Raw genomic sequence first — 26,976 nt, forward strand, 5'->3', positions numbered from 1 at the left:
GAATGCTGGCGAGTGTCTGTTTGTATGCGCCGGCAAAAGTCGCTTGCCGCCGCCGGCATTCTGTCGCCGCTTGTCTTTTCAGATTTTCCTTTGCTTTATTTATTTTTCTTTTAAATCAATAGCTTATTTTTATTTAAAAGAATGGCATGACTTGTGCATTTGTTTGCTCATCCCTTTCTTGGCCGAGGCCTGCAGCGGAGATCAGACATGGACAAGATGCTCTATATCGCCATGACCGGCGCCAGTCAGAACACCCTGGCTCAGCGCGCCCACGCCAATAACCTGGCGAACATATCCACCAGTGGTTTTCGCCGTGATTTCGAGCAGGCCCGCTCCATGCCGGTGTTTGGCGAAAGTCTGCCGGCGCGTGCCTATGCTATGAGCGAACGTCCCGGCACCGACTTTACGCCGGGCAGCCTGCAGGAAACCGGGCGAGACCTGGACGTGGCGGTGGAAGGGCAGGGCTGGATTGCCGTACAGGCTGCCGATGGCAGCGAAGCTTACGTGCGTACGGCCAGTCTGCAGATCGATGCGCTCGGTCAGTTGCGTACCAGTGCCGGTCTGCCGGTGCTGGGCAACGCCGGGCCGATCCTGGTGCCGCCGGAGGAGAAGGTCGAAATCGGCCAGGACGGCACGCTGAGTATTCGTGCCTTGGGTGAAGCGCCCAATGTGCTGGCCGAGGTCGACCGGATCAAGCTGGTCAACCCCGATCCCAAGCAGTTGGAGAAAGGCGTTGATGGCCTGATCCGCGTCAAGGGCGCGACCCAGCCGCAGGATGCCGACGCCAATGTGCGCATGGTGTCGGGCTTCGTCGAGTCGAGCAACGTCAATGCGGTCGATGAAATGACCTCCATGCTGTCGCTGGCGCGACAGTTCGAACTGCACGTGAAGATGATGCGTACCGCCGAGGACAATGCCGCGGCTATGGCACGGGTCATGCAACTGAGCTGATGAGTAGATAAGGGCGTCATGAATCCGACGCCCGAGGAGAGTAACCATGCTTCCGGCACTGTGGGTCAGCAAGACCGGTCTGTCCGCCCAGGACATGAACCTGACGACCATTTCCAACAACCTGGCCAACGTCTCGACCACGGGTTTCAAGCGTGATCGTGCCGAGTTCGAGGATCTGCTGTACCAGATTCGTCGCCAACCAGGTGGCCAGTCCAGTCAGGACAGCCAGTTGCCCAGCGGCTTGCAGCTGGGTACCGGGGTGCGCATCGTCGGTACGCAGAAGATCTTCACGGCCGGCAGCCTGCAGACCACCGAGCAGCCGCTGGACATGGCGATCAATGGCCGCGGTTTCTTCCAGGTGCTGCTGCCCGATGGCACGGTGTCCTACACCCGTGACGGCAGCTTCCACCTCAACTCCGACGGCCAGCTGGTGACCTCCAACGGCTTTGCCCTGGAGCCGGCCATCGTGCTGCCGCCCGAGGTGCAGACCTTCATGGTCGGTGAAGACGGCACGGTGTCGGTGACCACCTTTGGCGATCCACAGCCGCAGGTGATCGGCAATATCCAGACGGCCGACTTCATCAATCCGGCGGGCCTGCAGGCGATCGGCAACAACCTGTTCCTGGAGACCGGCGCCAGTGGTGCACCGCAGGTCGGTACGCCGGGTCTGACCGGATTGGGCACGGTGCTGCAGAACACCCTGGAAAACTCCAACGTCAGTGTGGTGGAAGAGATGGTTAACATGATCACCACCCAGCGCGCTTACGAGATGAACTCCAAGGTGGTGTCCACCGCGGATCAGATGCTCTCGTTCATCACCCAGCAACTCTGAGTCTTGAGGTGATTGTCATGCCTGCCGCCAAATTGCTGTCGCTGTTGAGCTTGAGCCTGCTGCTGGCCGCCTGTGTGGCGTCGCAGCCCAAGCCGGATGACCCCTACTATGCCCCGGTGATGCCGCGTACCCCGCTGCCACCAGCGCAGAACAGTGGTGCCATCTACCAGGCGGGCTTCGAGACCAACCTGTATGACGATCGCAAGGCGTTCCGGGTAGGCGACATCATCACCATCACCCTCAACGAGCGGACCCAGGCCAGCAAGAACGCCAATGCCCAGTTGTCCAAGGACAGCAACACCAACATGGGGGTGACCTCGCTGTTCGGTGGTGGGGTGTCCCTGGCCAACCCGCTGCAGGGAAGCCTCAATCCGCTGCAGGCTGACGATCTGACGCTGGGCGTGGAGTACGGCGGTACGCGCAGCACCAAGGGCGACAGCAAGGCGGCACAGGGCAACAGCCTGAGCGGCTCGATCACCGTCACCGTGGCCGAAGTCATGCCCAACGGCATCCTCATGGTGCGCGGCGAGAAGTGGATGACCCTGAATACCGGGGATGAGCTGGTGCGCATTGCCGGTCTGGTGCGTGCTGACGACATCGCCACGGACAACACCGTAGCGTCGACCCGTATTGCCAACGCGCGGATTACCTACTCGGGCACCGGCTCGTTTGCTGACGCCAGCCAGCCGGGTTGGCTGGATCGTTTCTTCATGAGCCCGATGTGGCCGTTCTGACAAGGTGGCAGTGATGAATCCGTGCAGCTTCCATTCCCGTACTGCCTACAGCCTGGTGGCCGTACTTGGCCTGCTCTGGCTGATGCTTGCCGCACCCGTGCAGGCGGCGCGTCTCAAGGATCTGGCCAGCATCCAGGGTGTGCGCAGCAACCAGTTGATCGGCTACGGCCTGGTCGTCGGCTTGAATGGCACGGGTGACCAGACCACCCAGACGCCCTTCACCCTGCAGACCTTCAACAACATGCTGGCACAGTTCGGTATCAAGGTGCCGGCCGGCAGTGGCAACGTGCAACTGAAGAACGTCGCGGCGGTATCGGTGCATGCCGAGCTGCCGGCTTTTGCCAAGCCCGGGCAGACCATCGATATCACCGTGTCGTCGATCGGCAATGCCAAGAGCCTGCGCGGTGGCAGCCTGCTGCTGACGCCGCTGAAGGGCATCGATGGCAACGTCTATGCGGTGGCCCAGGGTAACCTGGTGGTCGGTGGCTTCGACGCCCAGGGTGGCGATGGTTCGCGGATCACCGTCAACGTACCGTCCGCCGGGCGTATTCCTTCCGGGGCCACGGTGGAGCGTGCGGTGCCGAGTGGCTTTGACCAGGGCAACAGCCTGGTGCTCAACCTCAACCGTCCGGATTTCACCACTGCCAAGAATATCGTCGATACCCTCAACGAACTGCTCGGCCCGGGCGTGGCCCGGGCGCTGGATGGCGCGTCGATCAGTGTCAGCGCACCGGCCGACCCCGGACAGCGCGTCGATTACCTGTCGATCATCGAAAACCTGGATGTCGAGGTGGGCCAGGCAGTGGCCAAGGTGATCATCAATTCGCGCACCGGGACCATCGTCATCGGCCAGAACGTCAAGGTTCAGCCGGCGGCGGTGACCCACGGCAGCCTGACCGTGACCATCACCGAAGATCCGATTGTCAGCCAGCCCGAGGCGCTGTCCGGTGGTGAAACCGCGGTGGTGCCGCGCTCGCGGGTGAATGCCGAGCAGGAGGCGCGGCCTATGTTCAAGTTTGGCCCGGGTACGACCCTCGATGAGATCGTCCGGGCAGTCAACCAGGTAGGCGCAGCGCCTTCCGACCTGATGGCGATTCTCGAAGCCCTCAAGCAGGCCGGCGCACTGCAGGCCGATCTGATCGTGATCTGAGGAGGCGGCCATGCAAGCGCGCACGTCCGGCATCGACTCCGGTGCATACAGCGACCTCAACCGCCTGGGCCAGTACAAGGTGGGGGGCGACAGCGAAGCCAATATTCAAAAGGCCGCGCAGGAGTTCGAGTCGCTGTTCATCAACCAGATGCTCAAGGCCATGCGTGCCGGCAACGAGGTATTTGCCGAAGGCAACTTCCTCAACAGCAGCGAGAGCAAGACTTACCAGGATATGCATGACCAGCAACTGTCGGTGACCCTGGCCAAGGAGGGCGGCATTGGCCTGGCCGATGTACTGGTGCGGCAGATGAGCAAGCTCAAGGAACGTGCCAGCCGGCCCAATCCCTTTGCTCAAGAAGGCTCGGCAGGCGTGCCGCCGGCAGTAACCGTCAGCCAGATGAATACCCCGAGCGCCTGGCCCAGTTCGCCACAGGCCGCGCTGAACAGCCGTCTGCCGGCTGCCGGCGAGGCCGCCCGCGACGACTCGCGGCTGCTTAACCAGCGCCGCCTGGCCCTGCCAGGACGCGGCAGTGAGCGTTTGCAGGTCGCCATGGATGCGGCACAGCCCCCACAATTGGCGGCGCGTGACTGGGTGCCTGCGCGCAGTTATGCGGCACCTGCTGAACGCCCCTTGCAGACGCAGGGCAGCCAGGTGCTCAACTTCGATACGCCAGCCGATTTCGTAGCCAGCCTGATGCCTATGGCCGAGCAGGCCGCTGCCAAGATAGGTGTCGACCCACGCTATCTGGTGGCGCAGGCAGCGTTGGAAACTGGCTGGGGCAAGTCGATCATCAAACAGGGCGGGGAAAGCAGCCATAACCTGTTCGGTATCAAGTCGCACGGCTGGAAGGGCGCTTCCGCTTCGGTGATGACCACCGAGTACTACAATGGCCAGGCGATCAAGGAGCGCGCCAGCTTCCGTAGCTACGACTCGCTGGCGCAGAGCTTCGATGACTATGTGACTTTCCTGCAAAGCAACGGACGTTATCGTACCGCCCTGCAGCAGACCGCCAATCCCGAACAGTTCATGCGTGAGCTGCAGCGGGCAGGCTATGCCACCGACCCGCAGTATGCGCGCAAGGTCAACCAGATCGCCCGCCAACTGGACACCTACCAGCGGGTAGCCGATGCCAGCCGCCCGACGGCACAACAGCGGACCTAAGCCATGGCAGACCTTCTCAATATTGGCCTTTCCGGCCTGGCCGCCAACAAGACGTCGCTGACGGTTACCGGCCACAACATCAGCAACGTCAATACGCCTGGTTTTAGCCGTCAGGACACCGTGCAAGCTACTCGCGTGCCGCAGTTCAGTGGTTCGGGCTATATCGGCTCCGGGACCACCCTGGTCGATATCCGTCGCAGCTACAGCGAGTTCCTGAGTACCCAGCTGCGCAGCAGCACGGCACTCAATAGTGACGTGAAGTCCTACAAAAGTCAGATCGAGCAGCTGGATTCGCTGCTGGCCGGCAATACCACCGGCATTACGCCGTCGCTGCAACAGTTCTTCTCCTCGTTGCAGACGGCTGCGGAAGATCCCGCCAATATTCCGGCACGACAGCTGGTGCTGTCCGAGGCCGAAGGCCTGGCACGGCGTTTCAATACCATCTATGACCGCCTGGCCAGCCAGAACGAATTCATCAACAAGCAGATGCAGGTCACGACCGAGCAGATCAATCGGCTTGCCGGTTCGATCGGTCAGCTGAACGATGCCATTGCCGTGGCCGCTGCCAATGGGGCGGCACCCAATGACCTGCTGGATGCCCGCGAAGAAGCAGTTCGCCAGCTGTCGACCTATATCGGTGTGACCGTGGTGCCGCAGGATGACAACACCTACAACCTGTTTATCGGCAGTGGCCAGCCCTTGGTGGTTGGCAATACGGTGAGCAAGCTGGAGGCGGTGATTGGTCGTGGTGATCCAACCCGCTTCGAGATTGACTTTGTCAGTGGCTCCTCGCGGCAGGCGGTGACCACCCAGCTATCCGGCGGTGAATTGGGCGGATTGATTCGTTATCGTGAAGAGGTGCTGGATGCCACGCTCAACAGCGTAGGCCGTTTGGCTATCGCCATGAACAGCGAAATCAACGCCCAGTTGGGCCAGGGGCTCGACCTCAAGGGTAATGTCGGGGTCAAGGATAATGGGGTGGCGCTGTTCAATAACCTGAATGACGCGCAGCTGGCTGATCTGCGGGCGCGGCCGTATGCCGACAACATTTCGAGCGTGGATGCCTCGGTGAGTATCCGTGATAGCCAGTTGCTGACTGCCAGCGACTATCGCCTGGAGTATCACGGGGTTTCCGCGCCTGCCGGCTATACCGCACGGCGCCTCAGTGACAATGCAGTGATGACGGTCAGCGCGGATGGTGCGGGCGGATTGCGTCTGAGTGATGACAATGGCGTGGATCAGGGCATTACCGTCAACCTGACGGGCACCCCCAATGCCGGTGATCGTTTTCTCCTGCAACCGACGCGACGTGGCGCGGCGGATATCAGCAGCGTGCTGGATCAACCCGATCAGCTGGCATTTGCTGCGCCGCTGCGTAGCCAGGCCAATCTGCAGAATGCCGGTAATGGCGTGATCGGTCAGCCAAACGTGACCCTGGTGATCGATCCGGCCAGCCTGCCGCAGCAGAACTTCGTTTCCGACCCGCTGCGCCTGCAGAACCTGCAGGCGTTGGGCAGTATCGAATTGCGTTTCAACCAGGCGACCAATCAGCTGGAGTTTGTCACGCCGCTGCCTGCCGGGGTCAGTATTACCAGCGTGCCACAAACCTCGCCCCCTCCGCCGGCAGCTCCAGCCCCGGCGCCTACACCGATTACCGGGTTGAACGTGACCCCCGGGCAAAGCAATAACCTCAGTTATGCGATTGTGGTGACCAGCGGTGGGGTAACCCAGAGCTATACCGTCGAACAAACCTTCAGTGGTCGCCCGGTCGAGGGAGATCGTTTCAGTGTGGGGCAGAACCTCAGTGGCGTTTCGGACAACCGTAATGCTCTGCGTCTCGTCGACCTGCAGAATGCTCAGGTGGTGGGTGTCAGCTCCGGGCCCAATGGTCTGGTGGCCGGGGTTAGTTTTACCGATGGTTATGGCGATCTGGTGGAACGCGTCGGTACGCTGACTGCCCAGGCGCGGATCGACGATACCGCTACCAGTGCGATTCTCAAGCAGGCGACGGACAATCGCGATTCGCTGTCAGCGGTCAACCTGGATGAAGAGGCAGCCAACCTGATCAAGTTTCAGCAGTATTACCAGGCTTCGGCGCAAATCATTCAAGTTGCGCGCAGCCTGTTCGATACCCTGATCGGGACCTTCAGGTAAGCGCCGGACGAATTAGGTGAAGACTGGCTGTTGGTTGGCCAGTCGATACAGCGGCAAGCCCACTCTTGGACTTGTTGAAGTGGACGGGAGGCAGACTCCCATGGCGACAAGAGGCTTTCTATGCGCATCTCAACCTTGCAGGCATTCAGCAATGGCGTGACGGGGCTGCAGCGCAACTATGCCAATGCGGCGCGTACCCAGGAGCAGATCAGCACGGGCAACCGGATCCTGACCCCGGCCGATGATCCGGTAGCTTCGGTACGCCTGCTACAGCTGGAACAACAGCAGAATGTGCTGACCCAGTACAGCGATAACCTGACTGCCGCCAAGAACAGTTTGACCCAGGAGGAAATCTCCCTCAGCTCGGCCAATACCATCCTGCAGCGTGTGCGGGAGCTGACTGTGCAGGCCGGTAATGGCGCACTGAGCAGCAAGGATCGCGCCTCTATTGCCGCAGAACTGCAGGAGCGCGAGGATGAGTTGCTGGGCTTGATGAACACCCGCAATGCCCGCGGTGAGTACCTGTTTGCCGGCTTCCAGGGTAAAACCCAGCCGTTTGTCCGGCAGGCTGACGGCAGTTATGCGTATCAGGGAGATGAAGGGCAGCGCAAGATCCAGATCGCCAGCTCGTTGGATATTCCCATCAGTGACAACGGCAAGAAGACCTTCGTCAATATCACCGATGCCGGGCGTCTGCAATTGGCTCCGCCCGGGGCGCCGGGTTTGCCAGGGCTGCGCGTCAGTACACCGCTGGTACAGGATGAAGTGGCATTTTCCTCGACGCCGGCATTCCCTGCCAATGGCATAGAAATCCGTTTCGATACGGTTGATCCGCGCAGCTATGAGGTTCACGCGATCCCTTCTACGGGGCCTCTGGCGACCGGTACTGTGGAGGAGGATCCGGTCAAGGCCAACAAGCTGGTGTTCCGTGGCGTTGTAGTGAATTTCGATGGTACTCCGGCAGGTGGTGAAACCGTCCAGGTGGTAGCGCGCCAGGTCGGAGGTGTTGATGTGCAGAAACAGGGGGTGCTGGATACCATTGCCCAGCTGCGCCAGGTGCTGCTACAGGCCCCTGATTCCCCGGAAGGAAACCTGCAGGTGCGTGATGCGGTGGCCCTTGGCCTGACCAATCTCGACCATGCCATGGTGACGCTCGATGGTGTCCGTGGGGAAATCGGTGCACGCCTGAACATTGTGGAAACCACGCAGACCGACAACGAGGATGTGACCTTGGTCAACAAGGGAATCCAGGCTCAGTTGCGTGAGCTGGACTACGCCGAGGCCCTGTCTCGCTTGTCTTTCGAAACCATCATTCTGGAAGCGGCACAGCAGAGCTATGTGAAGATTGCCGGATTGAGCTTATTCAACAAGTTATAACAGCAGAGCTCTTCTAGACCTTTTCTCCGCCTGGTTGTTACTCTCACGCGTTCTATACGGGGTAGACATAGGCTGGCACCCTGCAGGGTGCGGCATGTGTTTTGCTATGCATGGACAGTGAGTCAATGAACTGTCGGCCTTCACGGACGACTCAGGCGAATCTATGAAAACAGTCATCCTGGCAGGTGGATTGGGCACGCGCATCAGCGAAGAGTCCCATCTGCGTCCCAAGCCCATGATCGAGATTGGTGGCAAGCCGATCATCTGGCACATCATGAAGATTTACTCGCACTTCGGTATCAACGACTTCGTAATATGCCTGGGCTACAAGGGCTATGTCATCAAGGAATACTTTGCCAACTACTTCCTGCACATGTCCGATGTTACCTTCGACATGGCGGAAAACCGCATGCATATCCATAACCACAAGGCCGAGCCGTGGCGGGTAACCCTGGTGGATACCGGGGAGAGCACCGCGACAGGCGGGCGTCTCAAGCGCGTGCGCGAATACCTGGGCGAAGAAACCTTCTGCCTGACTTATGGTGACGGGGTGGCCGATATCGATATTGCCCAGTCATTGGCTTTTCATCGACAGCATGGTCGCCTGGCCACAGTTACTGCCGTGCAGCCGCCAGGCCGCTTTGGTGCCCTGGATGTACAGGGTGAGCAGGTCAGAGGCTTCCAGGAAAAACCGCTAGGGGATGGCAGCTGGATCAATGGCGGATTCTTTGTGCTGGAGCCGGCGGTGCTCGACTACATCGAGGGCGACGCGACCATCTGGGAACAGGAGCCTATGCGGACTCTGGCCGAGAGTGGCCAGCTGATGAGCTATCTGCACCGTGGGTTCTGGCAGCCGATGGATACCCTGCGGGATCGCACTCTGCTGGAAGAGCGCTGGAGCCGAGGACAGGCAGAATGGCAGGTGTGGCGTTGAGCCTTTTAAAACTCACTTATCCTGGCTAACGAATTTAAGGACTACCTGCACAATGAGAGTTTTGGTCACTGGCAACATGGGATATGTGGGGTCGGAGCTGGTAAAGGTGCTACGCCGAGAGATCGCCGGGGTCTACTTGGCTGGTTTTGACAGTGGATTTTTCGCGCATTGCCTGACTACCGAGAAGCGCGCTCCGGAGACGAACCTGGATTGCCAGTACTTCGGTGACATCCGATCCATTCCCGATAGCCTGTTGAAAGACATGGATGCGGTCATTCATCTGGCTGCGGTTTCCAACGACCCGATTGGCAACAAATTTGAGAGCATCACCGAAGACATCAACTTCAAGGCCAGTGTCGATCTGGCCCGGCGTGCGGCCGAGCAGGGTGTTGGGCGTTTCGTATTCGCGTCTAGCTGCAGTATGTACGGCTTTGCAGGCGAGGAAGCGCGCAAGGAGAAGGATGCGCTCAATCCATTGACGGCCTATGCCAGGTCCAAGGCTGCTACCGAGCAGGCGTTGGAGTCCTTGTGTGCGAGCTCTGCCACGTGCATGACCTCCCTACGTTTCTCAACCGCATGCGGTATGTCTGACCGACTGCGGCTGGATCTGGTGCTCAATGACTTCGTCGCGTCGGCGCTCAGCACGGGCAACATCACCGTCCTAAGCGACGGGACGCCTTGGCGTCCGCTCATCGATGTGAAGGACATGGCGCGAGCCATGCTGTGGGCCCTGAGACGCGATACGGAGCAGACCGGGCATTATGTGGCGGTAAACGTGGGTTCCGACGAGCAGAATTACCAAGTGCGTGACCTCGCCAACGCAGTTGCCAGCGCCTTGCCGGGAACTACCGTCAGCATCAATACCGCAGCACCGCCTGACAAGCGCTCTTACCGAGTCGATTTTTCGCTTTACAAGGAGCTTGCCCCCGACCATCAGCCGCAGGTCATGCTGGCTCAGTCCATTCGTGAGCTGGTGGAGGGCATGCAGGCGCTTGATTTCACCGACGAGAATTTCCGCTTATCCGGGTTGATGCGTCTCAACACCCTGGAAAACCACATAGCCGAGCGTCGTTTGAGTCGCGAATTGTACTGGCTCTGAACCGGGTGATCAGAGCGGTTGATACTTCACAAGATTGAGAAAGCAGCGGATGAATAGCGAAGAACAAGAATTGCGCCAGCAAATCGGGGAGCTGGTTGGGCGATATGCCGACAAGTTCCTGGCCAAGGGATCTTTCGTTCCCGGTGAAACCCCGATCCCTCCCTCGGGGAAGGTGCTCGGCCGAGGCGAGCTGCAGGCCATGACCGAAGCCGTCCTGGATGGCTGGTTGACTGCCGGTCGCTTCAACGAGGCCTTCGAAAAACGCCTGGCCCGTTACCTTGGTCGACGTTGCGTGTTGACCACCAATTCAGGCTCTTCAGCTAACCTGCTGGCCTTTTCTGCACTGACCTCGCCGCGTCTCGGCGAGCGGGCGATCCGCAAGGGGGACGAGGTGATCGGCGTTGCCGCCGGCTTCCCGACCACGGTCAACCCTATCCTGCAATTTGGCGCGGTACCCGTATTCGTGGATGTCGAACTGGGTACCTACAACATTGATCCGGCGCTGGTAGAGGCGGCCATCAGTCCGAAGACCAAGGCCATCATGCTTGCCCATACGCTGGGCAATCCTTTCAATCTCAAGGTCATTCGCGAGCTCTGCGACCGCCATGGACTCTGGCTGATCGAGGATTGCTGCGATGCACTGGGTTCTCTCTACGAAGGTCGCCAGGTGGGCGGGTTCGGTGATATCGGTACCCTGAGCTTCTACCCGGCGCATCACATCACCATGGGCGAGGGCGGGGCAGTCTTCACCGACAGTCCGCTGCTCAAGCGCATCATCGAGTCTTTCCGCGACTGGGGACGTGACTGCTACTGCGCGGGGGGGAAGACAACACCTGTGGCAAGCGCTTTTGCTGGCAGTTGGGCGATCTGCCGGAAGGCTACGACCACAAGTACACCTACTCGCACCTGGGCTACAACCTCAAGATCACCGACATGCAGGCGGCCTGTGCCCTGGCGCAAATGGACCGGCTGGATGACTTCATCGTTGCGCGCAAGCGTAACTTCGCCTGGCTGAGTGAGCGCCTTTCCGGCAGCTCCGATCAATTGATCCTGCCGCATGCGACGCCCGGCAGCGATCCCTCCTGGTTCGGCTTCCCGATCACCCTACGCGACAATTGCGGTGCCGAGCGTGTCGAGTTGCTGCGCTACCTGGATGCACAGAAAGTCGGCACCCGGTTGTTGTTCGCCGGCAACCTGACTCGCCAACCGTACATGCAGGGCCAGCAATACCGTGTCTCGGGGGAGTTGAGTGTGACCGATAAGGTCATGCGCGATACCTTCTGGATTGGCCTGTGGCCCGGCCTGGATGAAGCCTATCTGGAGCATGCCGCGAGCAGCATTGAATCCTTCTTGAAGCGGGGTACAGGCGAATGAGTACATCATCTGCATTGTTCAACCGTCCGCTGTTCATCCTGGAGATGGCCAACAATCACATGGGTGATCCGGCGCATGGGATCGCGTTGATCCGAGCCTTCGCCGAGGTGTGCAAGGCGTTTCCGTTCCAGTTCGCCTTCAAGCTGCAATACCGTGATCTGGATACGTTTATTCACCCGGCAATGCAGGGCCGGGATGATCTGAAATACATCAAGCGCTTCAACGAAACGCGGTTGTCGCGCGAGCAGTTCGATGCGCTGGTAGAGGAAATCCGTGCCAACGGCTTCCTCTGTCTGTCCACGCCATTCGATGAAGTGTCGGTGGGGGTAATCGAAGAGCAAGACCTGGATGCAATTAAGATCGCCAGTTGTTCGATGAGCGACTGGCCGTTGCTTGAGCGTGTGGTACAGACCAATCGTCCGCTGATTGTTTCAACCGCCGGCGCAAGCCTGGAAGAGGTTGATCGTCTGGTGAGCTTCCTGACCCATCGCAACAAGAATTTCGCCATCCTGCACTGCGTGGGTGAATACCCGACGCCTGACGCCCACTTGCACCTATCGCAAATCGACTTCCTGCAGCGTCGTTACCCCGGTGTGCGCGTCGGCTTTTCCACGCATGAAGACCCTGACAGTACAGATATCGTGCAGATGGCCCTGGCCAAGGGCGCGCGCGTGTTCGAGAAGCACGTAGGGTTGCCCACCGAGCAATACCCGCTCAACGCCTATTCGGCCAGCCCCGAGCAGGTTGCGCGTTGGCTTGCCGCTGCCCAGCGTGCGCTGCTGCTGTGTGGCGAGGGCGCGCAGCGCAAGCCGGATAACCCGGTCGAGCGAGCCAGTCTGCGTTCCCTGCAGCGTGGCGTATTCGCCCGTCGGACTTTTTCCGCCGGCGAGGTAGTCCGAGCCGAGGACGTGTATTTCGCTTTCCCGCCGCAGGACGGTCAGTACACCGCCAGTGACTGGTCGAAGTACGCCATCTTCACCGCCCAGGCGGACATCGCTGCCGATGACGCATTGGCCCCGAACAATGCCAGCCTGCGCGACATGCGTGCCAAGGTCTGGGAAATCGTCCAGCGTGTGCGCACGCAGTTGGCCGCTAGTCATGTGGTAGTGCCCGCGCGAGTAGATCTGGAAATTTCTCACCACTATGGTCTGGATCGTTTTGACCAGGTGGGAATGGCTATGCTCACCGTAGTCAATCGCAGCTACTGCAAGAAGCTGCTCATGCTGTTGCCGGGTCAAAGCCACCCTGAGCAATATCACCAGCAGAAGGAAGAAACCTTCCATGTCCTGCACGGGGAAATGACCCTCAAGCTCAACGGCGTGGAGCGCCTGTGCCGACCGGGTGATGTGGTCACCGTCGAGCCGGGCGTGCGCCATGCGTTCTACAGTGCCGGCGGCGTCATCATCGAAGAGCTGTCCTCCACGCACTACAGCGACGATTCGTTCTATACCGACGAAACGATCAACACCAATCGGGATCGTAAAACCCTCTTGAGTTACTGGATGGACTGACGTGCTGAGCCCTTATCGTGTTGCCGATTACATCGCCGATTTCATTGCTGGGCAGGGCGTGGAGCATGTCTTCCTGCTGCCCGGTGGTGGTGCCATGCACCTCAACGACGCGGTCGGCAAACATCCGCGTCTGCAGGTGGTGGCCTGCCATCATGAGCAGGCCGCAGCGATTGCCGCCGAAGCCTATTGCCGGATCAACGAGAACCTTGGCGTGGCCATGGTCACTACCGGGCCGGGTGCGACCAATGTGGTAACCGCCGTGGCCGGCGCCTGGATCGAATCGGTGCCGCTGCTGGTGATTTCCGGGCAGGTCAAGCGGGCCGACCTGCTGCGCGGTGCACCGCTGCGGCAGAAGGGTGTGCAGGAAGTGGACATCGTCAGCGTGGTCGAGCCGATCACCAAGTACGCCGTGACCATCGAACGCCCAGAGGACATTCGCCGCGAGCTGGAGCGTGCTGTGTTCCTCGCCCGCGACGGCCGTGCCGGCCCTGTGTGGCTCGATGTACCGCTGGACGTGCAGGGCGCGCCCATTGACCCGAATACCCTCGAGGGCTGGCAGCCTGACCAGGCGCCTGCGGCAGAACTCGATCCGGCCTTACTGGCGCAGGTGCGCGGCCTGCTGGAAGGTGCCCAGCGTCCGCTGATTCTCGCGGGTCACGGGGTACGCCTGAGTGGTGCGGCAAACGCTTTCCGGGTGCTGATCGAGTCGCTTGGCATACCGCTGGTGACCACCTGGAACGCCATGGATCTGCTGCCCTACGAGCATCCGCTCTATGTGGGACGTCCCGGCGTGGTGGCGCTGCGTGCGCCAAACTTCGCGATCCAGAACGCCGACCTGCTGATCGCTATCGGCTGCCGCCTGGACAACATCATCACCGCCTATGCGCCGCGCGATTTCGCACGTAGTGCACGCAAAGTGGTGGTGGACGTGGATGCCAACGAGATCGCCAAGCTTGATATGGACATCGACGTGGCCATCACCTGCAATGCGGCCAGCTTCATCGGCACGTTGGCTGGCGTGGTCGGTAACTCCGAATTCCGCCGTCCACAGTGGCTGGAGCGTTGTGTCGATTGGAAAGCGCGTTATAGCGTCAACGATGGCAAACCCTTCCCGGCCAGCGGGCCGATCAGCCATTTCCAGTTCGCCGATGCGCTCTCCGATGCGGTGCCGGCCAATACCCTGGTCAGCACCGGTAGCTCCGGGCTGGCGGTGGAAGTGTTCTACACGGTCTTTCGCAACCGGCCTGGTCAGCGCGTATTTCTCACCTCGGGGCTAGGTGCGATGGGCTACGGCTTGCCGGCGGCCATCGGTGCCTGTTTCGCCAACAGGCGCAAGCCAATGGTGGCGGTGGAGAGCGACGGCAGCCTGCAACTGAACCTTCAGGAGCTGGCTACCCTGCGTGGTTTCGGCCTGCCTATCTGCCTGGTGGTGATGAACAATGGCGGCTACGCCTCGATTCGCAACACCCAGCGCAATTACTTCGAAGGCCGCTACGTCGGTACCGGCCCCGAAGCTGGATTGTGGATGCCGGACCTGGAAGAGGTAGCACGTGCCTACCACTTGCCGTTCAAGCGCATTCGCGATGCGTCCGAACTGGCCCAAGGACTAAAGGAGGCGATGGCTCAACCGCGCCCGATGATCGTGGAAGTGATGCTGCTCAATGATGAGGCGCTGAGTCCGAAGGTTGCCGCCATACCACAGGCCGACGGCTCGATGACCTCGATGCCGCTGGAGGACATGAGTCCGTTGTTGCCGTTGGAGGTGCTGGAGGCGGAAATGGACGGCAAGCTCTCCCCGGTGTCGCGCCAGGTGAGGCAGCAGGCGGCACGATGAAGACTCATATCCTGTTCGATTTCGACGGCACCCTGGTCGACTCCGCGCCTGCCATCCTCAACTGTTTCGAGCGTGTCCTGCAGGTGCATGGCTTGGACGCCTGCCGCAGCATCGATGCCAGCCTGATCGGGCCGCCTCTGCGGCAGACGCTGGAAACCCTGAGCGGCCAGAGTGATCCCGTAGTGCTCGATGCGCTCGAGGCCAGCTTCAAGAATATCTACGATACCGAAGCCTGCCTGCAAACCCCGGCCTATGCTGCCTGCCAGGATGTTCTGGAACAACTGCGCGCGCAGGGCTTCACCCTGGCCATCGCTACCAACAAGCGCCTTCTGCCAACGCGTCGGATCATCGCCGCGCTGGGCTGGGAGGCGCTTTTTGCCGAGGTATTCGCCAGTGACTCCCAGCCGCAACGCTATACCGACAAGAACGGCATGATCGCCGCCTTGCTGCACGATTTCGACATTGCGCCAGAGGCGACGCTCTATGTCGGCGACACCGAGGCCGATGGCCGGGCCGCCGCGGCAAACGGCGTGGCGTTCTGGCCGGTAGCCTGGGGGTATGGTTTTTTTACCGAACAGGAAAATCCCTTGCAGGCGATGGTACAGGTACTGCAGCGCTTAGGGGTGACCTGAAAAAGACTTTCCGAATCTGGTGAAATACGTCGAACATCCCGCTACCCGAGTACTTTCATGAAGCAGATGACCTTCGCCGACGCCGAGTACGCCGGCAAGCGCAAACAGACCCGTAAAGAGCTGTTCCTGATCGAGATGGATCAGGTGGTGCCGTGGAAGGGTTTGATTGCCTTGATCGAGCCGCATTACCCCAAGGGCGAAGGTGGTCGGCCCGCCTATCCTCTGCTGGCCATGCTGCGTATTCACCTGATGCAGAACTGGTTTGGCTACAGCGACCCGGCGATGGAGGAAGCGCTGTACGAGACCACCATCCTGCGCCAGTTTGCCGGACTGAGCCTGGAGCGCATTCCGGATGAAACCACCATCCTCAACTTCCGCCGCCTGCTGGAGAAACACGAACTGGCTGCCGGCATCCTGGCTGTGATCAATGGCTACCTGGGAGACCGAGGTTTGTCGTTGCGCCAAGGCACTATCGTCGATGCCACGCTGATCAATGCGCCAAGTTCGACCAAGAACAAGGAGGGCAAGCGTGACCCGGAAATGCACCAGACCAAGAAGGGAAACCAGTATTACTTCGGCATGAAGGCCCACATCGGCGTGGATGACGAGTCGGGGCTGGTGCATAGCGTGGTTGGCACGGCGGCCAACGTGGCGGACGTCACCCAGGTCGACAAACTGCTGCATGGCGTGGAGAACGTTGTCTGCGCCGATGCCGGTTACACCGGGGTCGAAAAGCGCTCAGAACATGCGGGCCGCGAAGTGATCTGGCAGGTCGCGGCGCGTCGCAGCACTTACAGAAAGCTCGGCAAGAACAGCCCGCTCTACAAAGCCAAGCGCAAGATCGAAAAGGCCAAGGCGCAGGTGCGGGCCAAGGTCGAGCACCCATTCCGGATGATCAAGCGCCAGTTCGGTTACGTGAAGGTACGCTTCCGCGGCCTGGCCAAGAACACCGCGCAGCTGATAACACTGTTCGCACTGTCGAACCTGTGGATGGCACGTCGACATTTGATTGCCATCGCAGGAGAGGTGCGCCTGTAATGTGGGAAATGGCCGCAGCGAGATGCTCGCGACGGCCAAAAAAGGAGAAATGAGTGGGCTATCTGTCCGTTTTTTGATCGATTGCCCGCTTTCAAAATCGGCAAGGGCTGAAGTTGACGCGAAATACCCAGCTACTTCAGACCTTCCCTACCTCAGACCATTCTGAGTACTGGAATGATTTTGAAGATTGCAATAGATCTGATTATTTAAGGAGTAATTAATGAAAATTAAAAAGACATTGCATATTGAAACTGAGCTGCTGCAAGAGTTTGCTAGAGACTCAAAGCTTGTTATCTGGGGAGGTAATGAAAACGGGGAGAAACTTTACCGCTACTTGACTCAGTATTCCAATGCGCAGGTTTTGTTCTTTTGCGATAATGACCCGATGCTGAGGAAGTGTTGCGGGCTTCCCGTAGTTGATCAAAGCTATTTACAAGAGCAATTTTTCAAAGATAATGCGATAAAGGTCGTCATTGCGTCTCAAGCCTATCAAGAAATCAGGTGGCAGTTGTTGGGTGTTGTCGGTTTACCTGCGAAGCAGGTGCTGTATGCAAAAGGAATAGAGAGTGGTGTGTTTGGATCTCAAGGTAATTCTGTGGTTAATTGGGATTCAGATGTTTTCGAGATTGAGAAGCATCATGATGAGTTGATTAGTACTCTGAATATTTTGGAGGATGAGCGTTCGAAAGCTGATCTAAAGAAATTTCTGTCCTACCGTATTACATATGATCCTAGTTACCTGGCAGGATTTCGTCGATTTAAAATGAATGCCTTGGGATTTCCTACTGATATCAGTGATGATGTCAGCGAGTGTGAGGTTGTCATTGATGGTGGTGCACATGATGGTAGTTCTCTGAGGCGTTATTTGAAAGCAGGTGTCAAAGGTAAGTTTTATTGCTTTGAACCGGAGCGTAATAATTTCTCTGGCCTCTTGCGAACCGTGGAGAATTATGGTGCTGAGGGATTTGTTGATGCTCGTATGCAGGGGCTTGGTGCTGTTGCCTGTGTTTCTTATTTATCGGGGTCTGATCTGAGTGGTTATATTTCGCCGGATGGTGGTGGGGATCAGGTCGATATAACAACTTTGGATGCTTCAGGTATTTTGGAGCGAGTTACATTTATAAAGTTGAATATTGAAGGATATGAAGGGCCTGCGCTCGAAGGGGCTGCGCAGATTCTTAAGAAAGATAAGCCAAGGTTGATAATATCGAATCATCACCATCTCAGGCATTTGTGGGAGGTCCCATTGTTGATAAAGAAAATAAATCCAGAGTACAAGATTTATTATCGTCAAATGGGTTGGTCTGGGCCGTACGATAAGCTTTATGATATTCAGTTATTTGCAGTTTGATATATTTTCACTTGCTAGTGTTTGACATGCTAGGTGAGTGGTCCTCCTTTTGGATGACGTCAATATATTGGGTTTTGTATGCAAATTCCGCTTACAGTTGCGCTGTTGACCTATAATCGTGCGAATTATCTTGAAGAGTCATTGCGGGCGATACTAAATCAAACGTATCGTGATTTCGAGTTGCTTGTTCTGGATAATGGCAGCACTGATGAAACGCCATCTATTGTCTTGAGTGTAAAGGATGAGCGTTTGCGGTATGTTCGCAATCCTCCGGGGCATACTGCTGTATTCAATTTCTTGAGTGCGATCAGGATCGCGCGTGGGCAACGTATTCTTGTCACTCATGATGACGACATTATGGAGCCTGAGATGCTGCAGAAGCAGATGGCTCTTATCGAGGCTCGTCCTGATATTACGGCAGTTTGGACAAATGCATCTGTAATTGATGGGAAGGGTGCGGTTTTGCAGCCCAGTATTTCTCCTGTTGGAGAGGATCGTATATATGAAGTTGGTGAGTATATAGTAAGCACTAAAGAAGCAATTCTTTGGCATCCACCTAGTAGTATGATTTTCTCCCATCGGTTGCTCTCGGAGAGGCATATTCGGAACATGTATCTTGGATCGCCTGGAGTATCCACAAGGCGCGCAACTGATGAAGGAGATCAGATTCTACCTGCGCAGATGAACCTTTCGGGGGCTGTGGCTTTCTTGAGCGAGCCGCTGCTGCGCTATCGGAGGCATTCAGCACAGGAAACTAACAACGCACATTTGGCAAGAACAGCGCTAAATCTGTTTCGCGCTCTTTTACGTATCATGCGTAAGGCTCCTGATTTGCAGGCTTATGAGGCGATATTTCAGAATCAGATTGTTCGCTTTCAGGCTCAGGACATAGTTATGAGCGCGAAGAGTTGGAGTGAACGTACGTTGTTGAAACAAATGGAACTTTTGCTGAAGAAGGGGATTTTAAATTCGGCGAACAATGTGCAATCGCTGATCTATCTTTTGCCCTTAATTGTTTTTTCATTGCAGACGAATAGGGAAGGTGTGGCTCGTTCAATTTTGAATGAGATTCGCTTGTGCGATGTGAAAGAACGGCCATGGATGCTTGCATTGTATCGTTGGGCGAAGCATCGTTGTGCAGGTGGTAATATTTTTTCGACACTGCCAAAAAATTCAAGAGTGGTTGTTTTGGGTAGTGTTTTCATTGCTGCACTTTTGCTTTTTGAGGCTCGGGAGGCAGGAGTGCAAGTTGTCTGTTGTTTAGATTCTAACATCCAGCGTCAAGGGCAGGTATGGTTTGGTTGTCCTATTGTTGCTCATTCATGGCTTACTACATGCAGTGATCCAGTGGAGCTGATTATTCTTAGTTCAGAGCGCGATAGTGAGGTTGAAACAATAGAAATGTTACGGGCCTATGATGCAGTGACGCCCATAAGGTCATGGAAAGATTTTGCTATGACAGCAGAAGAGGTGATCTGATGGTACTTGCTATTAAAGAAGGAATTCCCGGTTATGCAGCTGGAGTAACAGTATCCCTCCAGCTCCCATGTGGTAGTGTCGTGCCTGTCAGGTGGTCGCAGGCGTCTTTGCTGGAGGCGCAGGATGCCATTTTAATAAATAACTCTAGCCAGCTAGAAGTGTTGAAGGATCTTGATAGATTCCCCTATGTTCGTGCTTTACTCGATGATGATTGTCTTGTGTATGCTAGGCAGCGTAGGGATGTTGTACGGCAATGGTTGGCCGAGGGGGTTTATCTATTTGGCGCCTACAAAATAGGATTGAAACTTGCACGAAACGCCCTTGAATATGGTATTGATATCAAAGGGTTTTTGGATAATGATCCTGTCAAGCAGGGAAGTCGTGTTGAGGGTGTACTAGTAACGTCTCCGGCCAGCGTCTCTCTTGAGGGGGCGGTGGTGCTGGTTGCTAGTGGGCGTTACAGTAATGAAATCTGGGATCAGCTATCTTCTGTGCCGCGAATTCGTTTGATTAATATGAGCGAATTTCTCTATGCGCTGGATATGCAGCATATAACAGAGCCGTTTGCTAATTTTGTTGATGCTCCAGTACGTGACCGTTTCCGTTTTATTTCGGCGTTCCTCCGCTTGGAAGATGAGCGGTCGCGTAAGGTGTTTGATAGTCTGATAGGGATGCGTACGAACTTATCAATCCGCTTGGCAGAGGCTGTGAAATCCCCCTATGTCGAGGAGTATTTTGATCCCGATTTCGTCTGTGAAGAAAATGTGCAGTGCTTTGTTGATGCAGGTGCTGCAACCGGTGACACTCTACAAAGGCTGGAGATGCTATTCGGTCCTGTGAAGCAGGCTTGGTTGTTTGAGCCAGAAATACCTGCCTACTATGAAGCGCTAAAATTTTATTCGGATAGGTCAAATGTCTGGCTCTTTAATATGGGGTTGGATGAACTCCCAAGTCGTTTTCTCTATCAGTCATGTTTGTCTTATGATGTAACAAATGAAAGAGAAAGCGTAATCCCTGCAAGTATTGTGTCATATATTCAAGGGGTGCCTCTGGATAGTGTGGTGGTTGATAAGATTGGATTCTTAAAATTGGATATAGAAGGCATGGAGGAGCGGGCGTTACGAGGTGCTAAAGGTCTAATTTATCGAGATAAGCCAGTAATTGCTGTGTGCGCGTATCATAGGGCTAGTGACTATTGGGCGCTGATCGATGCTGTATTAGCTATTCGTCCTGATTATCGCGTGGGTATTCGTCTGTATGCTGATATACTTGAAGATGTGACATTGTATTTTTACTGAGAGTTGGGATGCATAGTACTTTTCCGCTGTCTCCAGTTTCTGATGTGGTTCAGTCTGCGCTTTTACGCATTCCGGTAATGGATTCACTTGCTTGTGGTTTGAGTGGTAAACATCTTTTGCTTACGGGTGGGACTGGCTTCTTCGGGAAGTGGTTACTTGCTTTGTTGTATAAGCTTGAACAGCAAGGTTTAGATATATCAGTCACTGTTGTTTCGCGTGACCCGGAGAGATTTCTTTCAAGGCATCCCGAGTATCGCCTTTGCCCATGGGTACACTGGCTGGCCTGTGATATTCGGAATTCGCTCTCTTTGCGTGGTCGGCCAATTGATTTGGTGCTACATGCTGCTACTGATACTTCTCAGCATGCGCATGCACAGCCATTGGCCTTGTTCGATACAGTGGTCTGTGGTGTCCGTCAGGTTTTGGATATTGCCGTCCGGCATGGTGCGCGGCGAATACTTCTGACGGGATCTGGGGCGCAGTATGGTGCTCTTCATCTTGGTCGGGCGGCAGCAGAGGATTCACCGTCGGCTTGTGACTGTACCTTTGTTGGTAGTGCTTATTCTGAGGCTAAGCGGGTGCAGGAGTTAATGGCCGTTATTTATGCGAAAGAGTTCTCGATTGAGCCGATATTGACACGCTGTTTTACCTTCGCAGGGCCAGGGTTGCCGCCGGATGGGCATTTTGCATTCGGTAATTTCGTCAAGGATGCGTTGTATAGAGATGCAATCGTGATCAAGTCTAGGGGGCTTTCTATGCGCAGCTATCTGCACGGGGCTGATCTGGCTGCCTGGCTACTTTTCTTGTTGCTTTATGGGCGGCCGGGAGAGGCTTACAACGTTGGCTCTGATTCAGTTATCAGTATTAGTGAACTGGCTCAGCGCATAAAGATGCGATTGGCACCAGCTAAAAAGCTTATCTGTATGGGGGCGGAAACTGCCAGTGAATCTTATTATGTGCCTAATATTGTTAAGGCCCGAGCTCTGGGGCTTGCGCCCTGGAGTTCTTTGGATGAGTCGATTGATGATACGGCGCGCTGGTTAAAAAGCCAGGTATGAGTTAGTGATGGTTTCTTTTGTCCTCTCGAGAATTTTTTAGTGCAAATTGGAATGAATATGATATGACAGATTGGTCATCGATATCGGGAGGGCGCTGTCATGGAGAACCTTTTCATATTGGCTTTGCTGGTTTTTCCATCGCCACTGAAAAAATCTTTGTGTTGTCTGATATGGATTGGGCGGCCATCAAACGGCAAATGCCGCTGGAGCCGTTGGTGCTATATGGAGCGGGCAATGGTTTTTTGTTTGAGCTGGCTGGTGTGGATTCGCTCGACTATGATGGGCTTCTTCTTATTGCGTATGATTGGCATGGGCAGCCTATGCTCCGGCTTCCACCATCGGTACGTAAGTATCTGATCATTCTTCAAGAATTCCAGCTTTCGATGCTGGAAAATCCTACAGCATTTGCCACTATATTTGCACCACAAGTGCCTAGTTATGGTGATGAGTGGATATATCTTGATTCTAGAGTCGTTGTGGATACTTCTTGCTCTTCCCCAGAAAAGTGGGCTTTATTTCCGCAGCCCAAGCTTTATGATGTTTATCACCTCTCGGCGGATTACTGGCTCAATAGGGTGACTGCCGCTATTGCGCTAGATGTTGCTAAAGTTCGTGATGTTCGGCCGGTAATGAGTGTAGTTATTCCATGCTATAACTATGGGCGTTTCATTCGGCAGTGTGTTCAGTCGGTTTTGGATCAGGGCTTAGATAGTCTAGAGATTCTAGTGCTAGATAATGCTTCTACCGATGAAACACCTCAGGTTATGGCGGAATTTGCTCATGATTCGCGCGTGCGCTACATGCGTAACCGCAGCAACTGTGGTGCTGCTTATAATTGGGAGAAAGGGCGGCTCATTGCGAAGGGAAAGTACTTCGTATTTTTATCTGCCGACGATTATTTTAACGAAGGTCATTTGGCGCGACTGTTGCCTGTGCTGGAAGCGAACCCGCAGGTTGCAGTTGGTTACACCGCGATCACATGGGTTGACGTACAAGGGCAGACTTTAGAAAAGCCTAGGCATCCAGGCTACTACGCCGCGGATTACGTTGGCGGTCGCAATGAAGTTGCTGATTTATTGATATACGATAATTACATGGCGCCCTCTGCAGTCATTTATCGGCGCGATATTTTTTATAAAACGTGGCGCCCTGTGCAAACACTGGGTGCGGGCGATTGGGATATGGCGATTCAGATGGCCGAGCAGTACCCTGACTTTGCCTATATATGTACGCCAGGCGTCAGTTATCGTTGGCATGGGGCGCAGCACTCTCAGCGGCACTTCTATATCTCGACCGCCCCGCTTGCTGATCACCTGACGATTGTCGAGGGTGTTTTTCAGCGCAACGCCCAGCATCACCTCAAAGGCCGCGAGCGGGAGGTGGCTGCGCATATCGCCAGGCGCCTGGGGCAATATCCGGATGAGCTGGAGTCGGCGTTGGGCGATCGTGCCAGAGCGCTCATTGATCGCCTGGAGAACCAGGCAATCGAGCATGAAACGCCGTTGTTCAGCATTGTTCTGACCACCTATAACCGGCCTCGGCTGCTCAAGGACGCCTTGGCCAGCCTGGCTGCCCAGACCTTGCAGGATTTTGAGGTGGTGCTGGTCAACGACCATGGCGAGCCGGTGGAAACACTCTTACAGTCCTGGGACTTCCCGATCACCTATGTGTATCTGGGGCGTAATCGCGGTTTGTCGGCTGCCCGGAATGCCGGGTTGCGGTTGGCGCGTGGTCGCCATATCGCCTATCTCGATGATGACGACATCTACCTGCCCGAGCATCTGGCCAACTTGGCGCAGGGCTTTGTCGAGCACCCTCAGGCGGTGCTGTATAGCGCGGTTGAATATGTCAGTGAGCAGCTGGAAGACGACCGGCGTATCGAACTCAGTCGTAGTCGACCTTTCCTGCATGACGTGTTTGATGCCGATCGTTTGCGTGTGCAGAACTATATCCCGGTCAATACCTGGGCTCATCCGCGCGGGATGCTTGAAAGCGTGGGCGAGTTCGATACCCGCCTGACGGCTTTTGAAGACTGGGACATGTTGTTGCGTCTGGCGGCGCGTTATTCCTTTGTCCACCTCCCGCAGGTGACCAGCGAGGTCCGCGTGCGTGAGTCTGCGGGCAGTGCCGAGCATATGCTGGCTCGCGAGCAGAAGAACTTTCTGCCCTTGTATCGGGAGATTTATCGCCGTTACCCCGCGTCTGATAATGATGCCGTATGCCAGCAGCGTCAGCAGCTTTTGCAGCGTCTGTCCAGCAAGCCGGCGACCTTTACCCTGCGTGACTGGCTGGCTCGGCGTCGACCCACCGAGCAGCAGTGGCAGTTGATCGAAAAGCGTCTGGCGAATCAGTTGAGCCTGCCGGTGTTTGCCATATTGCTGCGCGACCTGGCTGGGGACAGCGAGAAATTGGCGCGTAGCCTGGCCTCTTTGCGGGATTTGGCAACTCAGGGACTGCTTGTAAAAGTTGTGGTATTGCGCCAGGAAGCACTGCATGAAGACGGCGTCGATTGGCTGGCAGTTGAGGCAGGCGATTGGTGTGCCTCAGTCAATCGATTGCTGGGTGATGCCGCATTTGATTGGTTCATGCTGCTGGATGCCGGGGACGAGTTGACTGAAAGCGGCCTGCTGTTGGCGGCTTTAGAATTGTTGGAGTCACCGGATTGCAGGGCTATCTATGGCGATGAAGTGTACCGCCAGGTCGATGGTCAGTTGGGGGCGGCACTGCGTCCGGATTTCAATCTTGATTACCTGCTGAGCTTTCCGGCAGGCATGGCTCGTCACTGGCTGTTTCGTCGTGAGGTCATACTGCAGGCCGGTGGTTTGGCTGCTGCTTATGGAGACGCTGCCGAGTTCGAGCTGATTCTGCGTCTGATCACGAGCGGTGGGCTGGCTGGCCTGGGGCATGTGGCGGAACCCTGGCTGGTGACCGATATGCCGGTGTTGCGCAATAGTGAAGCCGAACAGCAGGCCATCCTTGAGCACTTGCGAGCGCGTGGCTATACCCAGGCACAGGTTGTGGCGAGGCAGCCAGGGCGTTACTGCCTGCGTTACGGGCATGACCAACAGCCCGGGGTTTCTCTGTTGATTGCTACTGGTAGCCGTTTGGCCAGTTTGCAGCGCTGCGTGGAAACCCTGATGGAAACCACCGGCTATGCGCATTACGAGATATTGCTGGTGGAGACGGATGCCGCTGCCGTTGAGGTGCGCCAGTGGCTGCAGGCCTTGGAAAGCCTGGGCGAAGCGCGCCTTCGCGTGCTGTGGGCAGCGGACAAACAGGGTTTGGCCGGCGCGCTTAATCATGCAGCGCAGCAGGCGCTCGGCGACTACCTGCTACTGCTGGCTGCAGAAACGGCGGTTATTCAGGCTGACTGGCTGGATGAGTTGCTCAACCATGGGCAGCGTCCCGAGGTGGGGGTCGTCGGAGGAAAGCTGCTGGCAGCCGATGGTACGGTACGGCATGCCGGGCTGATTCTCGGCCTGCAGGGCGTGGCGGGGCGTCCTTTCGTTGGCGAGTCCCTTGATGCTGCCGGCTATATGCAGCGTCTGCAAGTCGATCAGAACTACAGTGCGGTCAGCCGAGACTGCCTGTTGGTGCGGCGTGAGCTTTACCTGTCGGTGGCAGGTATGGCCGAGGATGTACCCGAGTGTTTTCTGGATGTCGACCTTTGTCTGCGGGTTCGTCAGGCAGGTTATCTGACCGTTTGGGCGGCTCAGGCGTGTCTGTTGCTTGAGCGCGAGTCTGAGTCGTTGTGCACGCCGCTTGAGCAGGACGCACTGTATGCACGCTGGCTACCGCTGCTGGCGCAGGATCCAGCCTATAACCCCAATCTATCCTTGCAGCGTGCCGGTGGGTTTGCCTTGGAAAGCAATGCCTGGTCCTGGCGTCCTTTACAGTCCTGGAAACCGTTGCCCGTTGTCTTGGCACATCCTGCGGATCGCTATGGCTGTGGTCATTATCGGGTGATCCAGCCTTTCAAGGCGCTTAAACAGGCCGGATGCATTGAGGGACTGCTTGCCGATGGTTTGCCGTCCGTGATCGAGCTACAGCGCTACGCCCCGGATACCATCATCTTGCAGCGCCAGATTGGTGATGAACGACTGGATGCCATGCGCCGCATGCAGCAGTTTTCCAGCGCCTTCAAGGTTTACGAGCTGGATGACTATCTGCCCAATCTGCCGATGAAAAGTGCCTATCGCCAAGCCATGCCCAGGGATGTGCTGAAATCCCTGCGTCGAGGGCTGGGCTATGTCGATCGCTTGGTGGTGTCGACGCCTGCACTGGCGGAAGCGTTGGCAGGACTACACGAGGATATTCGCGTGGTGGGTAACCGTTTGCCGGTCTCCTGGTGGGCTGAAGTGCGCCCCGGACAGCGTGGTGTTTCACGCAAACCACGGGTTGGCTGGGCGGGTGGCGCGGGGCACACCGGTGATCTGGAGATGATCGCTGACGTGGTGCGTGAGTTGGCCGGCGAGGTGGAGTGGGTCTTCATGGGCATGTGCCCGGACAGCTTGCGTCCCTATGTCCATGAGTTTCACCCAGGCGTGGCAATAGAGCAGTATCCGGCCGCCCTGGCAGGGCTGAATCTCGATCTGGCGCTGGCACCGGTCGAGCAGAATCTGTTCAACGACTGCAAGAGTAACCTGCGCCTGTTGGAGTACGGTGCCTGTGGCGTGCCGGTTATCTGCAGTGATGTGCGTTGTTACCGCGAAGATGGTTTACCGGTGATGCGCGTGAAGAATCGCTTCCGCGACTGGGTTGAGGCGATTCGCATGCATCTTGCCGATATGGAGGCCACGGCGCGCCAGGGCGATGAGTTGCGTGATGTGGTGCTGCGTGACTGGATGCTGCAGGGTGATGCGCTGGATGCCTGGCTTAAGGCCTGGCGGCCATGAAGATGATGTTTGCCAAGCGGGGTTAAAGTTTTTCCGTATGCCGGCGATACAGGAGGTAAGGCCCGTTGGCAGTCGCTGGTGACAGATCTGCCGAGACGCTGAAAAAAGTTTGC

The 26,976-nt window shown here is 56.7% G+C and carries 18 protein-coding genes and 1 pseudogene; all 19 read left to right on the forward strand.

The genetic code is table 11. The features are described from left to right. Positions 1–207: 207 nt before the first annotated feature. A complete protein-coding gene (locus tag CW360_RS00965) occupies positions 208–951 on the forward strand; it encodes a flagellar basal body rod protein FlgF (RefSeq protein WP_093985754.1) in 744 nt (247 codons plus the stop codon). 46 nt (positions 952–997) lie between these two features. Beyond that, the gene (gene flgG / locus CW360_RS00970) at positions 998–1,783 is read left to right on the forward strand and encodes a flagellar basal-body rod protein FlgG (RefSeq protein WP_093985753.1); all 786 of its coding nucleotides are present in this window, start codon (positions 998–1,000) and stop codon (positions 1,781–1,783) included. Positions 1,784–1,800: 17 nt separating this feature from the next. Continuing rightward, positions 1,801–2,517 (forward strand): flagellar basal body L-ring protein FlgH, encoded by a 717-nt coding sequence (gene flgH, locus CW360_RS00975; protein ID WP_101192430.1) that lies wholly within the window; start codon positions 1,801–1,803, stop codon positions 2,515–2,517. Positions 2,518–2,530: 13 nt separating this feature from the next. Continuing rightward, positions 2,531–3,667 carry a flagellar basal body P-ring protein FlgI gene (locus CW360_RS00980; protein WP_101192431.1) on the forward strand — a complete coding sequence of 379 codons (1,137 nt, stop codon included), beginning with the start codon at positions 2,531–2,533 and terminating at the stop codon, positions 3,665–3,667. Between the two features lie 10 nt (positions 3,668–3,677). Further along, positions 3,678–4,829 carry a flagellar assembly peptidoglycan hydrolase FlgJ gene (gene flgJ / locus CW360_RS00985; RefSeq protein ID WP_101192432.1) on the forward strand — a complete coding sequence of 384 codons (1,152 nt, stop codon included), beginning with the start codon at positions 3,678–3,680 and terminating at the stop codon, positions 4,827–4,829. Between the two features lie 3 nt (positions 4,830–4,832). Beyond that, entirely contained in the window at positions 4,833–6,983 is a 2,151-nt protein-coding gene (flgK, locus tag CW360_RS00990) for a flagellar hook-associated protein FlgK (RefSeq protein WP_101192433.1), read from the forward strand. 120 nt (positions 6,984–7,103) lie between these two features. Then, positions 7,104–8,360, forward strand: coding sequence for a flagellar hook-associated protein FlgL (gene flgL / locus CW360_RS00995; RefSeq protein WP_101192434.1), 1,257 nt, complete (start codon positions 7,104–7,106; stop codon positions 8,358–8,360). A gap of 163 nt (positions 8,361–8,523) precedes the next feature. Further along, a complete protein-coding gene (gene rfbF, locus CW360_RS01000) occupies positions 8,524–9,294 on the forward strand; it encodes a glucose-1-phosphate cytidylyltransferase (protein ID WP_101192435.1) in 771 nt (256 codons plus the stop codon). A gap of 52 nt (positions 9,295–9,346) precedes the next feature. Continuing rightward, on the forward strand, positions 9,347–10,393 hold the full coding sequence (locus CW360_RS01005) for an NAD-dependent epimerase/dehydratase family protein (RefSeq protein ID WP_101192436.1): 1,047 nt from the start codon (positions 9,347–9,349) through the stop codon (positions 10,391–10,393). 49 nt (positions 10,394–10,442) lie between these two features. Beyond that, positions 10,443–11,767, forward strand: a pseudogene (gene rfbH, locus CW360_RS01010) (lipopolysaccharide biosynthesis protein RfbH). After that, on the forward strand, positions 11,764–13,278 hold the full coding sequence (locus CW360_RS01015; protein WP_101192437.1) for an N-acetylneuraminate synthase family protein: 1,515 nt from the start codon (positions 11,764–11,766) through the stop codon (positions 13,276–13,278). Before rfbH ends, CW360_RS01015 begins: the two are co-directional and overlap by 4 nt. 1 nt (position 13,279) lies before the next feature. Then, the gene (locus tag CW360_RS01020; protein ID WP_101192438.1) at positions 13,280–15,112 is read left to right on the forward strand and encodes a thiamine pyrophosphate-binding protein; all 1,833 of its coding nucleotides are present in this window, start codon (positions 13,280–13,282) and stop codon (positions 15,110–15,112) included. Further along, entirely contained in the window at positions 15,109–15,744 is a 636-nt protein-coding gene (locus tag CW360_RS01025; protein ID WP_101192439.1) for an HAD family hydrolase, read from the forward strand. The genes CW360_RS01020 and CW360_RS01025 overlap by 4 nt, the downstream gene beginning before the upstream one ends. 57 nt (positions 15,745–15,801) lie before the next feature. Further along, positions 15,802–16,782 (forward strand): IS5 family transposase, encoded by a 981-nt coding sequence (locus tag CW360_RS01030; RefSeq protein ID WP_101192440.1) that lies wholly within the window; start codon positions 15,802–15,804, stop codon positions 16,780–16,782. A 220-nt stretch (positions 16,783–17,002) separates the two neighbouring features. Next, positions 17,003–18,133 carry an FkbM family methyltransferase gene (locus tag CW360_RS01035; protein WP_101192441.1) on the forward strand — a complete coding sequence of 377 codons (1,131 nt, stop codon included), beginning with the start codon at positions 17,003–17,005 and terminating at the stop codon, positions 18,131–18,133. A gap of 78 nt (positions 18,134–18,211) precedes the next feature. Then, positions 18,212–19,612, forward strand: coding sequence for a glycosyltransferase family 2 protein (locus CW360_RS01040; RefSeq protein ID WP_101192442.1), 1,401 nt, complete (start codon positions 18,212–18,214; stop codon positions 19,610–19,612). Next, complete coding sequence (locus tag CW360_RS01045) at positions 19,612–20,910, forward strand: FkbM family methyltransferase (protein WP_157825241.1); 1,299 nt, start codon at positions 19,612–19,614, stop codon at positions 20,908–20,910. Before CW360_RS01040 ends, CW360_RS01045 begins: the two co-directional genes overlap by 1 nt. Before the next feature lie 8 nt (positions 20,911–20,918). After that, positions 20,919–21,968 (forward strand): NAD-dependent epimerase/dehydratase family protein, encoded by a 1,050-nt coding sequence (locus CW360_RS01050; protein ID WP_245874641.1) that lies wholly within the window; start codon positions 20,919–20,921, stop codon positions 21,966–21,968. Between the two features lie 62 nt (positions 21,969–22,030). Next, complete coding sequence (locus CW360_RS01055) at positions 22,031–26,863, forward strand: glycosyltransferase (RefSeq protein ID WP_245874642.1); 4,833 nt, start codon at positions 22,031–22,033, stop codon at positions 26,861–26,863. The last annotated feature ends 113 nt before the right edge of the window (positions 26,864–26,976 follow it).

Origin of the sequence: Pseudomonas fluvialis (genome assembly GCF_002835605.1) — a bacterium.
Classification (GTDB): Bacteria; Pseudomonadota; Gammaproteobacteria; order Pseudomonadales; family Pseudomonadaceae; genus Aquipseudomonas; species Aquipseudomonas fluvialis.

What these genes read in the sequence shown, in the direction of transcription:
- CW360_RS01025 (WP_101192439.1), top strand. Translation starts at nt 15,109, where the DNA reads ATGAAGACTCATATCCTGTTCGATTTCGACGGCACCCTGGTCGACTCC.
- CW360_RS01015 (WP_101192437.1), top strand. Translation starts at nt 11,764, where the DNA reads ATGAGTACATCATCTGCATTGTTCAACCGTCCGCTGTTCATCCTGGAG.
- CW360_RS01035 (WP_101192441.1), top strand. Translation starts at nt 17,003, where the DNA reads ATGAAAATTAAAAAGACATTGCATATTGAAACTGAGCTGCTGCAAGAG.
- CW360_RS01050 (WP_245874641.1), top strand. Translation starts at nt 20,919, where the DNA reads ATGCATAGTACTTTTCCGCTGTCTCCAGTTTCTGATGTGGTTCAGTCT.
- flgK (WP_101192433.1), top strand. Translation starts at nt 4,833, where the DNA reads ATGGCAGACCTTCTCAATATTGGCCTTTCCGGCCTGGCCGCCAACAAG.
- CW360_RS00980 (WP_101192431.1), top strand. Translation starts at nt 2,531, where the DNA reads ATGAATCCGTGCAGCTTCCATTCCCGTACTGCCTACAGCCTGGTGGCC.
- CW360_RS01005 (WP_101192436.1), top strand. Translation starts at nt 9,347, where the DNA reads ATGAGAGTTTTGGTCACTGGCAACATGGGATATGTGGGGTCGGAGCTG.
- flgJ (WP_101192432.1), top strand. Translation starts at nt 3,678, where the DNA reads ATGCAAGCGCGCACGTCCGGCATCGACTCCGGTGCATACAGCGACCTC.
- CW360_RS01040 (WP_101192442.1), top strand. Translation starts at nt 18,212, where the DNA reads ATGCAAATTCCGCTTACAGTTGCGCTGTTGACCTATAATCGTGCGAAT.
- CW360_RS01055 (WP_245874642.1), top strand. Translation starts at nt 22,031, where the DNA reads ATGACAGATTGGTCATCGATATCGGGAGGGCGCTGTCATGGAGAACCT.
- flgG (WP_093985753.1), top strand. Translation starts at nt 998, where the DNA reads ATGCTTCCGGCACTGTGGGTCAGCAAGACCGGTCTGTCCGCCCAGGAC.
- flgH (WP_101192430.1), top strand. Translation starts at nt 1,801, where the DNA reads ATGCCTGCCGCCAAATTGCTGTCGCTGTTGAGCTTGAGCCTGCTGCTG.
- CW360_RS01030 (WP_101192440.1), top strand. Translation starts at nt 15,802, where the DNA reads ATGAAGCAGATGACCTTCGCCGACGCCGAGTACGCCGGCAAGCGCAAA.
- CW360_RS01045 (WP_157825241.1), top strand. Translation starts at nt 19,612, where the DNA reads ATGGTACTTGCTATTAAAGAAGGAATTCCCGGTTATGCAGCTGGAGTA.
- rfbF (WP_101192435.1), top strand. Translation starts at nt 8,524, where the DNA reads ATGAAAACAGTCATCCTGGCAGGTGGATTGGGCACGCGCATCAGCGAA.
- CW360_RS00965 (WP_093985754.1), top strand. Translation starts at nt 208, where the DNA reads ATGGACAAGATGCTCTATATCGCCATGACCGGCGCCAGTCAGAACACC.
- flgL (WP_101192434.1), top strand. Translation starts at nt 7,104, where the DNA reads ATGCGCATCTCAACCTTGCAGGCATTCAGCAATGGCGTGACGGGGCTG.